We start from the raw sequence: 13,319 nt of genomic DNA, 5'->3' as shown, positions 1-13,319 counted from the left end.
TAATAATCAATGCGTTACTGCACTGTGGATAGACACCAGCGGTGCAGCTTATAAAAATACGAAACGGCCCCTGAACATTCAGGAGCCGTTTTCAAGCCTTGCGACGAGCGGCGTTAGCGGGTGAAAGCGTAAACTTTCCCGCCGCGAGCCTGGATGACCAGCTTGTCGCCGGCCACCATCGGCGCAGACAGGAAGCCGGAGCTGTCCACTTCCTGCTGGGCGACAAAACGGCCATCGGTGGTGTTGATCCAGTGCAGATAGCCTTCGGCGTCACCGGTCACCAGATAACCATTATACATCACCGGCGGCGTCAGGTTGCGGTGCAGCAGATCGCTCTGCGTCCACACGGTCACGCCGCCTTCGGTGCTGAGCGCGACGACGCGATCGTTTTGGTCGATCAGGTAGATGCGGCCCGCGTCGACGATGAAATCATTCACCGAACCCAGCTCGCGTTTCCAGATGATCTGGCCGGAACGCAGATCCAGCGCCGTCAGGTTGCCGTTGTAGCCCAGCGCGTAGACCACGCCATCAACGATCACCGGCGTGGTGTCCACGTCGTTCAGGCGATCGATTTCGGTCGCGCCGCTCGGCTGAGAAATACGCTGTTGCCAGATCAGTTGACCCTGCTGCATCAGCACGGCGCTGACGCGGCCGTTGTCACCGCCGACGATGGCGGCGCCAAAAGCGACGGCCGGCGCGGATTCACCGCGCAGCGACAGCGAAGGCATGTCCAGGTTAACCGTCCATTTCACCGCGCCGTCGGCTTCGTTCAGCGCCTGCAGCATGCCGTTGGAGGTGTGCACCAACACCATGCCGTCGCTGACAACCGGACGGGAGATCGCTTCGCCGGCCACTTTGGTCTGCCAGGCGATGGCGCCGTCGGCGGTGTTCAATGCGTAAACCACCGCTTTTTCGCTGCCGACGTAAACCTTGTCACCCGCGACCGTCAGGCCGCCCGACAGCAGCGCAGACAGGTTGCTGGAGAAGAAGCCGGTCTTCTCGGAGAGATTGACCTTCCACTTCTCGTTGCCGCTGTCGGCGTCCATCGCTTTCACGATGCCGAAGCGATCGGCGGCGTAAATGGTGCTGTCCTGATAGGCCGGACGCAGGTGGGAGTAATACTCACCGATGCCGTCGCCCACCGAGGTGCTCCACGCCTTGCTCGGCGTAAACTGATTTTCAACTTTCGGCAACGGCGACATGGTAACCACGTCTTCTTCGCTGTTAAACAGCGAGCAACCACTCAGCAAGGCAGCGGAAACCAGTCCGACCAAGAGTGTTTTACGCAATTGCATGGGAATTCCCCTTAGCTGGACAAGTTATTCAATTTCATGCGCAGCAGAACCTGCAGCGCCTGAGAAGCGTTGGACTCAATGCCCTTGCTGTAAGCTTCGCGCGCGCCCTTGGCGTCGCCCTTGGCCAGCAGCACATCGCCGCGCACATCCTGCATCATCGCCGCCCAGCCTTCGCCTTTCACGCCATCCAGCGTTTTCAGCGCTTCATCCAGCTTTTTCTCCTGCAGCTGGACGCGCGCCAGACGCAGGTCGATCATCGCCAACAGGTTGTCATCTTTGGTCTGGCCCTGCGCCAGCGCCAATTGCTGTTCCGCCTTGGCGAAATCATTCTGTTCGACAAAGTGCTTGGCCAACTGCAGCGCGGCCAATACGCCGTAGCTGTTGCCGTTAGCCTGGACAAATTTCTCCGCGGCAGCCACGTCATCCGGCTTGCCGGCCGCCAGACGATCGCTGGCTTCCTGATAGGATTGCGACGCAGCCATCATGTTGGAGTTTTCATGGCTCTGCCAGTAACGCCAGCCAACCAGGGCACCAATTCCGAGCACCACGCCCACCGCCAGCGCTTTGCCGTTCTCGGCAAAGAACCGACGCAGTGCGTCGACTTGTTCGTTTTCAGTGGTATAGACTTCCACGGTGTCCTTCTCCTTAACCTAACATCAAAGCCAGACGCGCAGCGACTTCGCTTTGCGCCAGCGTTTCTTGTTCACCACTGCGCAGGTCTTTCACCACCACCTGCTGCGCCGCCACTTCGCTCTCACCCAGGATCAGCGCGATGCGCGCGCCCCATTTGTCCGCACGGGTGATCTGCTTCTTGAAGTTGCCGCCGCCGTAATTGGTCATCAGCTTCAGCTGCGGCGCCGCGTCGCGCACCTGTTCAGCCAGCTGCATCGCCGCGCTCTGGGTGCCCGCGCCGGAAGAGATGACGTACACGTCGATAGCCGACGGCGCCTTGAATTCCGGGTTAACCGCCTGCACCAGCAACACCAGGCGTTCGAGGCCCATGGCGAAACCGACCGCCGGGGTGGCGCGGCCGCCCAGTTGCTCGACCAGGCCGTCGTAACGGCCGCCCGCGCAGACGGTGCCCTGCGCGCCCAGGCTGGTGGTTACCCACTCAAACACGGTGCGGTTGTAGTAATCCAGACCGCGCACCAGGCGCTCGTTAACGGTATATGGGATACCTGCCTGCGCCAAAAGTTCACACAGACCGGCGAAGTGAGCACGGGATTCTTCATCCAGGTACTCGGACAGGCGCGGCGCGTCGTTCAGCAGCGCCTGCACCTCAGGATTCTTGGAGTCCAGCACGCGCAGCGGATTGCTGTACATGCGGCGTTTGCAGTCTTCGTCCAGCACCTCGACGTGCTGCTCCAGGAACGCCACCAACGCGTCGCGGTAGTTGGCGCGCGCCTCCAGCGAACCGATGGAGTTCAACTCCAGCTTGACGTGCTCGGCGATGCCCAGCGCTTTCCACCAGCGGGCGGTCAGCAGGATCAGCTCGGCGTCGACGTCCGGGCCTTGCAGGCCGAACACTTCCGCGCCCAGCTGATGGAACTGACGGTAACGACCCTTCTGCGGGCGCTCGTAGCGGAACATCGGGCCGATGTACCACAGACGCTGTTCCTGATTGTACAGCAGACCATGTTCGATGCCGGCGCGCACGCAGCCGGCCGTCCCTTCCGGACGCAGCGTCAGGCTTTCGCCGTTGCGGTCTTCGAAGGTATACATCTCTTTTTCCACGACGTCGGTCACTTCACCGATCGCGCGTTTGAATAACGGGGTCTGCTCTACAATCGGCAACCGGATTTCGCTGTAACCGTAGCTGCCCAGCACCTGCTTGAGGGTGCCTTCAATACGCTGCCATAATGCCGTTTCTTCCGGCAGGTAGTCGTTCATGCCGCGAATGGCTTGAATGTTCTTTGCCACGTGAGTTCTCTGTCCGTTGTCTGTAAAAATGAACCTGATTATAGGGACTTTGCCGCCCGGTATTCAACGCGGATGCGGTTTTCTGCCCTTCAGGTTCATAAACAAGCGGGCCAACAGGCCCGCCGTGTAGCGATAACGCTTATTTTTCCAGCAGGTTGACCGTGATGCGGTTGCTTTCGTCCATCATCGCGGCCTTGGCGCGAATTTTCGCTTCCAACTGGTCGATCATCTGTTCGTTGTCGAAACGCTCTTTCTGGCGCACGCCGTCTTCATAGAAGCCGCTCTTCTTGTGGCCGCCGGTCACGCCCATGGTGGACACCAGCGCTTCGCCCGGGCCGTTCACCACGCAGCCGATGATCGAAACGTCCATCGGCGTGATGATATCTTCCAGGCGCTGCTCCAGCGCGTTCACCGTGCCGATCACGTCGAACTCCTGACGCGAACAGGTCGGGCAGGCGATAAAGTTGATACCGCGCGCGCGGATGCGCAGCGACTTCAGGATATCGAAACCGACCTTCACTTCTTCGACCGGATCCGCCGCCAGCGAGATGCGCAGGGTGTCGCCGATGCCTTCAGACAGCAGCATGCCCAGGCCGATGGCCGATTTGACCGACCCACTGCGCGCGCCGCCGGCTTCGGTGATGCCCAGATGCAGCGGCTGATCGATGCGCGACGCCAGCAGGCGGTAGGATTGCACCGCCAGGAACACGTCCGACGCCTTGACGCTGACCTTAAACTGGTCGAAGTTGAGGCGTTCGAGGATGTCCACGTGGCGCATGGCGGATTCCAGCAGCGCTTCCGGCGTAGGTTCGCCGTACTTTTCCTGCAGGTCTTTCTCCAGCGAGCCGCCGTTGACGCCGATGCGAATCGGGATGTTCTTGTCGCGGGCGCAGTCCACCACCGAGCGAATGCGCGATTCGTTGCCGATGTTGCCCGGGTTGATGCGCAGGCAGTCTACGCCGTATTCGGCAACCTGCAGCGCGATGCGATAATCGAAGTGGATATCGGCGACCAGCGGCACGTTGACCTGCTGCTTGATCAGCTTGAACGCCTCGGCGGCGTCCATGGTAGGAACCGAAACGCGGACGATGTCGACGCCCACGCGCTCCAGCGCTTTGATCTGATTAACCGTTGCTTCAACATCGGTGGTACGGGTGTTGGTCATCGACTGCACGGCAATCGGCGCGCCATCACCAATAGGCACCTTGCCGACGTAAATGCGTGTAGATTTTCGACGGTTGATGGGCGCTTGGTTATGCATTACTTACTCTCCATTGCTGCTCTGACATCACGACCGGTGCCGCGCGATTACTGCGCGGCGACGGTCAGGCGAGCAACACGGTTTGACTTAACGAACCGGCTTAAATCAACCGGTTTACCCTGATACTGGATCTGAACTGCCGCCGGCGCGCCGATGGTCAGTTTATACGGCGCAGTGCCGGTCAGGTTCAGCTTGCCACCCTGCTTCTGGGTGCCGCTGAACAGCGTCTTACCGCTCGCGTCGGTCACCTGCAGCCAGCAGTCGGCGGAGAAATCCATCACCAGCGCATTCGGATCGGCCGCCGGCGCAGCCACGCCCGCATCGGCGGTCGGCAACGGCGCCTGTGCCGCCGGCGCGGTTTCCGGCAGGGTGGTCTGGCTTGGCGACACCACGGCAGGCTGCTGCTGAGCCGCGCTCGGCGCCTGGGCGGTCGCCGCCGGCGCCTGAGCCGCTGCGCCAGTATCGGCCGGCGCGGCGCTGTTGTCGGTCAACGGCACGTTGGTGCCGGTATCGGCATTGCCGTCGGTCAGCGGCACGGACTGCCCTTCGTTATTCTGCGAAAGTTGCGCGGAGGACTGATCGGCCATGGTGGCGATCTCTTCCTGCTGGGCCTTGTGGTTTTGCCACCACCAGGCGCCGGTCAGGCCGATCACCACGAACACGATAAGCCAGGTGAAGCTCATCAGCCAGCCGTCGCGTTTCTTGCGGCGCTTGCCCAGCGAGAAGCTTTGCATCGGCGCCACTTTCGCCATCTTCAACGGCGCCTGCTTGGCCAGCATCGGCAGCAGTTCGTCTTCCGGCAAATGCACCAGCTTGGCGTAGGAACGGATGTAGCCGCGCACGAAGGTGGAAGCGAGGTCAGCGGACACGCTGTCTTCCTCGATATCGCGCACGGTGGACATTTTGAGACACAGGCGTTCTGCAACGGTCTGTTGGCTCAGCCCGAGTTGCTCACGGGCCTGACGCAGGCGCTGGCCCGTCGTCATGGATACGGTTTTATCTTGGGAGGCTTCAGTATTCATTAGCTAAGAACTGCTGGTACTGTTTGGATTGTGGAAAACTTCGCGCTAGCTGCTTGCCATAGCGTTGAACGCTATCCTGACGGCCGGCTAACGCGGCGAAACGAATCTGTAACCATAAGCTGCTGGCGCTGGCCGGCAGAACATGCTGATAAACATCCAATAAAAGTTGCGACTGGGCGCGCTTCCCTTCTCCAAATTGCTTTTCGGCCTCCGCCAACAGCGGAGTGCCTTTGTCCGGATCGACTTTCAGCGCGCGGCTCAACAGCGTGCGCGCCTCATCGTTTTGTCCGGCCTTGAGAAAACAGTAACCTGCGTTTTCCAGGCTGTCGGCGACCTGGCCATAATCGGGCGCCAGCGCCGCAGCGCTAAACTGCTGTTGCGCCGGTACATACTGCCCTAAACTGCAAAGAAACGCACCGTAATTATTCAATACGGTGCCATTGCCCGGCGCAAGTTTGAGCGCTTGCCGATAACGCTGTTCGGCCGCGGCATTTTCACCGATCCGCTGCTCATAGAGCGCCATGCCCAACTGCGTGCGGTAATCCTGCGGGGCCGCGTCCAGCGCCTTTTCCAGGTTCTGGCGCGCGGCGTCCATGTCGCCTTGCTGCAGGTACTCCAGGCCCAGCTGCAACCGCGTTTGGCCCGCCTCAGAGACTTGTGCTTCCTTTTCCGGCGCTGAACCGGAACACCCGGCCAACAACCCGGCCGCCAGCCACACACCCCACAGTTTCAGCTTCATGCCCGCATTCATTTCCTTATCGGCCGTCAGCTAACGCCCGCCAGCGACACGCTTTCGCATAACAGGCTGTTAGATAACAAAAAATGGTGCTATAGGATTCAGACCGCCCGTACGTTGATAGGTTCCCCGGCCATTTTCTTCTTCAGGGTACGCTTGGTACGGTCGATCACTTCACCCGCCAGTTGCCCGCAGGCGGCGTCGATATCGTCACCACGGGTTTTACGAACAATAGTCGTAAAGCCGTATTCCATCAACACCTTGGAGAAACGATCCACCCGGCTGTTGGAGCTGCGGCCGTAAGGGGCACCCGGGAACGGGTTCCATGGGATCAGGTTGATCTTGCACGGCGTGTCTTTCAGCACTTCCGCCAGCTGATGCGCATCGTCGGTGCTGTCGTTGATATGATCCAGCATCACGTACTCGACGGTCACGCGGCCCTGGTTGGCGTTGGATTTCTCCAAATAGCGACGCACCGCGGACAGGAAGGTCTCGATGTTGTACTTGCGGTTGATCGGCACGATCTCATCGCGGATGGTGTCGTTCGGCGCGTGCAGCGAGATCGCCAGCGCCACGTCGATCATGTCGCCCAGCTTGTCCAGCGCCGGCACCACGCCGGAGGTAGACAGGGTCACGCGGCGTTTGGACAGGCCAAAGCCGAAGTCGTCCAGCATGATTTCCATCGCTGGCACCACGTTGTTCAGGTTGAGCAGCGGCTCGCCCATCCCCATCATTACCACGTTGGTGATCGGGCGTTGGCCGGTCACCTTCAGCGCGCCGATGATTTTCGCCGCGCGCCACACCTGGCCGATGATTTCCGACACGCGCAGGTTGCGGTTGAAGCCCTGCTGCGCCGTCGAACAGAATTTGCACTCCAGCGCGCAGCCTACCTGCGAGGAGACGCACAGCGTCGCGCGGTCGGCTTCCGGGATATACACGGTTTCGACCTGCTGATCGCCGACTTTAATCGCCCACTTGATGGTGCCGTCGGCCGAACGCTGTTCTTCCGCCACTTCCGGCGCGCGGATTTCCGCCACGCGTTGCAGCTTGCCGCGCAGGACTTTGTTGATGTCGGTCATCTGCTCGAAATCGTCGCAGCAGTAGTGGTAAATCCACTTCATCACCTGATCGGCGCGGAACGGTTTCTCGCCCATTTCGGCGAAGAACTCGCGCATTTGCTGGCGGTTCAGGTCCAGCAGGTTGATTTTGGCCGCAGCCGGTTGCTCCACGTTAACGGAGGGGGTAGTCAGCGAATTATTTTCAGACACGGTGTGCTCGGACGTGATGGGTTCTAACATAATGATCTCTGGCCTCGTTATTACACGTTATGGCGCTAAAGAATGGACAGTAAGTTGTGCATTTCAGCCCGCATGATTCGGGTGGCGGCACTAAAAACACGCCCCTGACAAGTCGTCTTATCAGGGGCGCGGCATTGTACAAATTTTAGTAGCGGGTGGCTACGGCTGAAAGGCATTCAGGGCATTTTTATTGTATCAGCCGGTGAATGCCTGGTTATCAGCCAAGAAACGGCACGATTAACGTGCGCAGATTTCGCTTTCGTTGAAGAAGTAAGCGATTTCGCGCTGTGCGGATTCAACGGAATCGGAACCGTGAACGGCGTTAGCGGTGAAGCTGTCCGCGTAGTCGGCACGCAGGGTACCAGCCAGCGCATTGTCCGGGTTGGTTGCGCCCATGATGTCGCGGTTGCGCTGCACGGCGTTTTCAGATTCCAGAACCTGCACCATGATTGGGCCGGAGGTCATGAACTCAACCAGACCGTCGAAGAATGGGCGGCCTTTGTGCTCAGCGTAGAAGCCTTCAGCTTGCTCGCGAGTCAGACGCAGCATTTTAGCGGCGATGATTTTGAAACCGGCGCGCTCGAAACGAGCGTAGATAGCGCCGATGTCGTTGTTGGCTACAGCGTTTGGTTTAACGATGGAAAAGGTACGTTCTACGGTCATGATGGCCTCTGTATGACTTCCAAAACAGGCCGGTCTGCAATGTTGCCGGCCTTCTCAAGTGGCGCAGATTATATGTGCGCCGTTAACGCTTGCCTACGGGAAAATCAACATTTCATTAAAAAAATATGATCTTCATGATTCATATTTGACCACGCGGCGGCGCTACTGGGTCTTGTCGGTAGACGGGATCAAATTGCGCAGCCAGCTGCCCCAGCGGCGCTGATAAAACGGCTGCGTATGGGAGATAAGATAGTGGCTGATGCCGCGCTCGTTCTCCGACACCAGGCAGAAATCCACCGGTTCGTCGTTCGGCGCCGTTTCGCTGGCGACGCTGCCGGCCTCGTTGATCAACGCCTCGATCTCCGCCGGCTCGGCGTCCACTTCCAGCCCGATCAGCAGATTCGGCTTCTCGTCCGCCGCCTGATCGTGCATCAGCGCCAGAAACGCGCGGCGCACCGGCTTGCGCTGGCTGAACAGCGTGGTCAACGCATCCACCATCGCCGACGGGTACTCTTCGGGCTGCCCCAGCAGGATTTGGGTCTCTTTATCGACGTAATGCTCCACCGGTTTGACGACGCCGCCGGTCGCCAGCAGCATCGCCACCTCTTCCGGGTAGAACTCCTTGCCGTACTCCGCCTTCGGGTTGAGGAACAGATCCGCGCCCTGGGTGATTTCGAACAGCACCCGCGCCGGCATGGCGATGAACGGCTGTTCGTCCTCAACGGCTTTCTGCAGCGCTTCCAGCGAGGTGAAGAACGGAATGATGCTGCCGCCGTCCTGCTTCTCCCAATGCTGGATATTGACCGGCGTATCCGCGTTCAGCGCGATGTCGCCGTCCTGCTGCACCTGCTCGCTGTCGCCGAGGATCAGCACCGTGGCGTCGAGCAGTTCACGGAAGAACGCCGGGCGGTGGGCCGGCTCCGTCACCGCCAGCTTCAGCAGGCGTTCAAGTTCGTTCTCGCTCGGGGCGGCATCGTGATGATGGGCACTCATGGCAAACTCCAGGGATCAAATAGCGAGGCCCAGCATGCTGGGCCCCGAAGATAATGCGCATTCTAGCGCCCGACGCAGCGGGCGTTCAATTATTTGGTTTTGCTCAGCAGCAGGTTGGCCAGGGTACGCACGCCCAGACCGGTCGCGCCGGCCGACCACTGCTCCACCGCGCCTTTGCGGTAGGTGGCGGAACAGTCGATGTGCAGCCAGCCTTGTTGGTAGTTCTTGACGAAGTGCGACAGGAAGGCCGCCGCGGTGCTGGCGCCGGCGGTGTAGGCCGGGCCGGCCACGTTGTTCAGCTCGGCAAAGTTGGACGGCAGTTGGCTGCGGTGGAACTCGGCCAGCGGCAGACGCCAGAACGGCTCTTGCTCGGCGGTGGCGCTGTTCAGCAGCTCCTGCGCCAGCGCGTCGTCGAAGCTGAACAGCGCATGGTAGTCGTTGCCGACCGCGGTTTTCGCGGCGCCGGTCAGGGTGGCGCAGTCGATAATCAGCTGCGGGTTCTGCTCAGAAGCGTCGATCAGGCCGTCGGCCAGCACCAGGCGCCCTTCCGCATCGGTGTTCATCACCTCAACGGTTTTGCCGTTGCGGTAGCGAATGATATCGCCCAGTTTGAAAGCGTTGCCGCTGACCATGTTGTCGGCGCAGCACAGGTACAGCTTCACGCGCTGCTTCAGGCCGCGCGCCGCCGCCAGCGCCAGGGCGCCGGTGATGGTGGCCGCACCGCCCATGTCAGCCTTCATCGAGTCCATAAAGGCGCTCTGTTTCAGGCTATAACCGCCGGTATCGAAGGTGATGCCCTTGCCGACCAGGCAGGCGAACACCGGCGCATCCGGGTTACCGGTCGGGTTGAAGTCGAGCGCCAGCAGCACCGGTGGGCGCTCGGAGCCGCGGCCGACGGTGTGGATGCCGGCATAGTTCTGCTCGCGCAGATCTTCGCCCTTGGTGATGCGGTAGCTGACGGCATCGCAGCCGACGTCGCACATCAGATCGACGGCGCGGGTCGCCAGTTGCTCCGGCCCCAGCTCTTCCGCCGGCATGTTGATGGTGTCACGCACCCAGTCAACGATCTTCAGGCGCTTATCCAGCTCCTGACGTGCGGCTTCCGGCAGCTCGGCCCATTCGACGTTGCGCTGCCCTTTCGGCCCGCGGTACCCCTGCCAAAACGCCCAGCTGTTTTCCAAGTCCCAACCGTCGCCGGCCAGCTTGACGTTTTTGATGCCCTGACCGTCAATTTTGCGGCCCGCGCGCTGGATCGCGCCCAGCTTGTCGGCGCCGGTCAGGTGGATGGTCATCCCTTCGCCGTTGGTGCTGAGCAGCGCTTTTTCGCCCCAACGGGCGTCGGCAGGTTGTTGCGACAGCGTGACCTGCATAAATTCTGTTGTCATAGCCTTCTTACTCCGGATGTTCCCTTTATTATTTCATTAGGGCTTTATTGCATACCCTATGGATTTCAAATTGCAGCTAGGCGCCCAGCGATCTCATCCCCAGGAGCTTACTCAGGTAAGTGACTGGGGTAAGACAAATCTGCCGGGAGCAGATTTGAACGCTGCTCGCAGCGGCCCCTTGGGGCGTGGCCCACGGATGGGCCACGTAACTACGTGCAGGTAACAACGCTGCGGTTTGAAAGACGACGGGTATGTCGGATACAAAATAAACGGGCCGCCCATGGCAGCCCGTTACGCTATTTACTCCGCTTCATCTAACCAGACCAGCAGGATCGCTTCCAGTATTTTTTCGTTGGAAGCCTGCGGATCGTCGTCGAACTCTTCCAGATCGCAGATCCACTGATGCATGTCGGTAAAACGCACGGTTTTCGGATCGGTGTCCGGGTATTGGTCGTACAGGGCTTCGCCGATTTCTCGGCTGTCGGTCCACTTCAGTCCCATTATGATCTCCGGGTTGGCGCTGCGGCTAACAATTAATGCTCACGCGCGTGGTTGACGGTGTAGCGCGGCATTTCGACCACCAGATCTTCGTCGGCGACCAGCGCCTGGCAGCTCAGGCGGCTTTCCGGCTCCAGCCCCCAGGCCTTGTCCAGCATGTCGTCTTCCAGCTCGCTGCTCTCTTCCAGCGAATCGAAGCCTTCACGCACGATGCAGTGGCAGGTGGTGCAGGCGCAGGATTTCTCGCAGGCGTGCTCGATTTCAATGCCGTTGCGCAGCGCAACGTTGAGGATCGACTCCCCTTTTTCAGCTTCCAGAACCGCCCCTTCCGGGCAAAGATCTTGATGGGGCAGGAAAACAATTTTAGGCATGGTTAAACCTCATCCACAGAATGGCCAGCCAGCGCGCGGCGAATGGAAGCGTCCATGCGGCGCGCGGCAAAATCTTGCGTTTGTGCATCTAATGTTTTGATGGCGTCTTCGATAGCGGCGGGATCTTCACCCTGCACCGCCTGCTGCAACGCCTGGGTCGCGGCGGCGATCGCCTGGCTTTCCGCCTCGCTCAGCAGCGCGGCGTCGCTGGCCAGCGCGCCCTGCAGGCTTTCCAGCACCCGCGCGGCTTCCACGCGTTGCTCCGCCAGCTTGCGCGCGCCCACGTCGCTTTGCGCGTTGGCCATCGAATCTTTGATCATGCCGGCGATTTCGCTGTCCGACAGGCCGTACGACGGCTTCACCTGGATCGAAGCTTCGACGCCGGTGGATTTCTCCATCGCGGTGACGCTCAGCAGACCGTCGGCATCCACCTGGAAGGTGACGCGAATGTGCGCGCCCCCGGCAGGCAGCGGCGGCAGGCCGCGCAGCGTGAAACGCGCCAGCGAACGGCAGTCCTGCACCAGCTCGCGCTCGCCCTGCAGCACGTGGATCATCATCGCGCTCTGGCCGTCTTTAAAGGTGGTGAATTCCTGCGCGCGCGCCACCGGAATGGTGGTGTTGCGCGGGATCACTTTCTCCACCAGACCGCCCATGGTTTCGAGGCCCAGCGACAGCGGGATCACGTCCAGCAGCAGCATGTCGCTGTCCGGCTTGTTGCCCACCAGAATGTCGGCCTGGATCGCGGCGCCAATGGCGACCACTTTATCCGGATCGATCGACGTCAGCGGCGTGCGGCCGAAGAAGGCGCCCACCTGCTCACGCACCAGCGGCACGCGGGTGGAACCGCCGACCATCACCGCTTCCAGCACCTCGTCGGCGGCGACGCCGGCGTCTTTCAGCGCGCGGCGGCAGGCCATCAGCGTGCGTTTCACCAGCGGGGCGATCAGCGCTTCGAACTGGGCGCGGGTCACCTCGCCCTGCCAGCCGGCCACCTCGACGCGCACGCTGTCGGCATCGCTCAACGCGATTTTAGCGGCGATGGCGGCGTCCAGCAGCTGGCGCTGCACGCCGTGGTCGCTGCGATCGGCCACGCCGGCCTGCTCGCGCAGCCAGTCGGCCAGCAGGTGATCGAAGTCGTCGCCGCCCAGCGCGGAATCGCCGCCGGTGGCCAGCACTTCGAACACGCCGCGGCTGAGACGCAGAATGGAGATATCAAAGGTGCCGCCGCCCAGATCGTAAACCGCGATCACCCCTTCCTGGCCGGAGTCCAGCCCATAGGCGATCGCCGCCGCGGTCGGTTCGTTCAGCAGGCGCAGGACGTGCAGGCCGGCCAGACGCGCCGCGTCTTTGGTGCCCTGGCGCTGCGCGTCGTCGAAGTAGGCGGGAACGGTGATCACCACGCCATCCAGCTCCCCTTCCAGCGCCGCTTGCGCGCGCGCGGACAGGGCCCGCAGGATATCGGCGGAGACGCCGACCGGGTTAACCGGACCGGCGGCGGTGACGATCAGCGGCAGGCCGTTGTCGCTGGCCTGGAATTGATACGGCAGGTTCGGGTAACGCTGCTGCACGTCCGCCAACGAGCGGCCCATCATGCGCTTGATGGAGCTGACGGTATTGGCCGGATCCTGCGCCGCCTGTTGGCGCGCCTCCCAGCCGACGCGCTGCGCGTCCGCCTGATAATGCACCACCGAAGGCAGCAAATGGCGGCCCTGTTCGTCGGCCAGCGTTTCCGCTTGCCCGCTGCGCACCGTGGCGACCAGCGAGTTGGTGGTGCCTAAGTCGATGCCGGCGGCCAAGCGTCGCTGGTGCGGCGCGGCGCTGAGGCCAGGCTCACTAATTTGTAATAAGGCCATGTTGAAGCTTCCACAATCAGAATC

At 61.1% G+C, this 13,319-nt stretch carries 13 protein-coding genes; all 13 read right to left on the bottom strand.

Annotated elements, in window-relative coordinates:
- Positions 1–113: 113 nt before the first annotated feature.
- On the bottom strand, positions 114–1,295 hold the full coding sequence (gene bamB / locus ACJ8MK_RS15125; protein WP_033648914.1) for an outer membrane protein assembly factor BamB: 1,182 nt from the start codon (positions 1,293–1,295) through the stop codon (positions 114–116).
- 11 nt (positions 1,296–1,306) lie between these two features.
- Complete coding sequence (locus ACJ8MK_RS15120; protein ID WP_033635592.1) at positions 1,307–1,927, bottom strand: YfgM family protein; 621 nt, start codon at positions 1,925–1,927, stop codon at positions 1,307–1,309.
- 13 nt (positions 1,928–1,940) lie between these two features.
- Positions 1,941–3,215 (bottom strand): histidine--tRNA ligase, encoded by a 1,275-nt coding sequence (gene hisS, locus ACJ8MK_RS15115; protein ID WP_033635593.1) that lies wholly within the window; start codon positions 3,213–3,215, stop codon positions 1,941–1,943.
- Positions 3,216–3,354: 139 nt separating this feature from the next.
- Positions 3,355–4,476 carry a flavodoxin-dependent (E)-4-hydroxy-3-methylbut-2-enyl-diphosphate synthase gene (gene ispG / locus ACJ8MK_RS15110; protein ID WP_103799201.1) on the bottom strand — a complete coding sequence of 374 codons (1,122 nt, stop codon included), beginning with the start codon at positions 4,474–4,476 and terminating at the stop codon, positions 3,355–3,357.
- A 47-nt stretch (positions 4,477–4,523) separates the two neighbouring features.
- Complete coding sequence (gene rodZ, locus ACJ8MK_RS15105; RefSeq protein WP_060428974.1) at positions 4,524–5,498, bottom strand: cytoskeleton protein RodZ; 975 nt, start codon at positions 5,496–5,498, stop codon at positions 4,524–4,526.
- A complete protein-coding gene (gene pilW, locus ACJ8MK_RS15100; RefSeq protein WP_039568691.1) occupies positions 5,488–6,237 on the bottom strand; it encodes a type IV pilus biogenesis/stability protein PilW in 750 nt (249 codons plus the stop codon). The genes rodZ and pilW overlap by 11 nt, the downstream gene beginning before the upstream one ends.
- A gap of 98 nt (positions 6,238–6,335) precedes the next feature.
- The gene (locus tag ACJ8MK_RS15095; RefSeq protein WP_004941426.1) at positions 6,336–7,532 is read right to left on the bottom strand and encodes a bifunctional tRNA (adenosine(37)-C2)-methyltransferase TrmG/ribosomal RNA large subunit methyltransferase RlmN; all 1,197 of its coding nucleotides are present in this window, start codon (positions 7,530–7,532) and stop codon (positions 6,336–6,338) included.
- 237 nt (positions 7,533–7,769) lie between these two features.
- Positions 7,770–8,195 (bottom strand): nucleoside-diphosphate kinase, encoded by a 426-nt coding sequence (gene ndk, locus ACJ8MK_RS15090; protein ID WP_004941424.1) that lies wholly within the window; start codon positions 8,193–8,195, stop codon positions 7,770–7,772.
- A gap of 162 nt (positions 8,196–8,357) precedes the next feature.
- Complete coding sequence (gene sseB, locus ACJ8MK_RS15085; protein ID WP_033635596.1) at positions 8,358–9,188, bottom strand: enhanced serine sensitivity protein SseB; 831 nt, start codon at positions 9,186–9,188, stop codon at positions 8,358–8,360.
- Positions 9,189–9,277: 89 nt separating this feature from the next.
- Positions 9,278–10,573 carry an aminopeptidase PepB gene (gene pepB / locus ACJ8MK_RS15080; protein ID WP_060431308.1) on the bottom strand — a complete coding sequence of 432 codons (1,296 nt, stop codon included), beginning with the start codon at positions 10,571–10,573 and terminating at the stop codon, positions 9,278–9,280.
- Between the two features lie 300 nt (positions 10,574–10,873).
- Positions 10,874–11,074 carry a Fe-S cluster assembly protein IscX gene (gene iscX / locus ACJ8MK_RS15075; RefSeq protein WP_006327336.1) on the bottom strand — a complete coding sequence of 67 codons (201 nt, stop codon included), beginning with the start codon at positions 11,072–11,074 and terminating at the stop codon, positions 10,874–10,876.
- 32 nt (positions 11,075–11,106) lie between these two features.
- Positions 11,107–11,442, bottom strand: a complete 336-nt coding sequence (gene fdx / locus ACJ8MK_RS15070) for an ISC system 2Fe-2S type ferredoxin (RefSeq protein ID WP_004941417.1) — start codon at positions 11,440–11,442, stop codon at positions 11,107–11,109.
- A 2-nt stretch (positions 11,443–11,444) separates the two neighbouring features.
- Positions 11,445–13,295 carry a Fe-S protein assembly chaperone HscA gene (gene hscA / locus ACJ8MK_RS15065; RefSeq protein WP_033654281.1) on the bottom strand — a complete coding sequence of 617 codons (1,851 nt, stop codon included), beginning with the start codon at positions 13,293–13,295 and terminating at the stop codon, positions 11,445–11,447.
- Positions 13,296–13,319: the final 24 nt, after the last annotated feature.

It is taken from the genome of Serratia sp. CY38905 (genome assembly GCF_052168875.1).
Lineage (GTDB): Bacteria > Pseudomonadota > Gammaproteobacteria > Enterobacterales > Enterobacteriaceae > Serratia > Serratia sarumanii.
The sequence above is the reverse complement of the archived record's forward strand: the minus strand, read 5'-3'. Positions and strand labels throughout refer to the sequence as shown.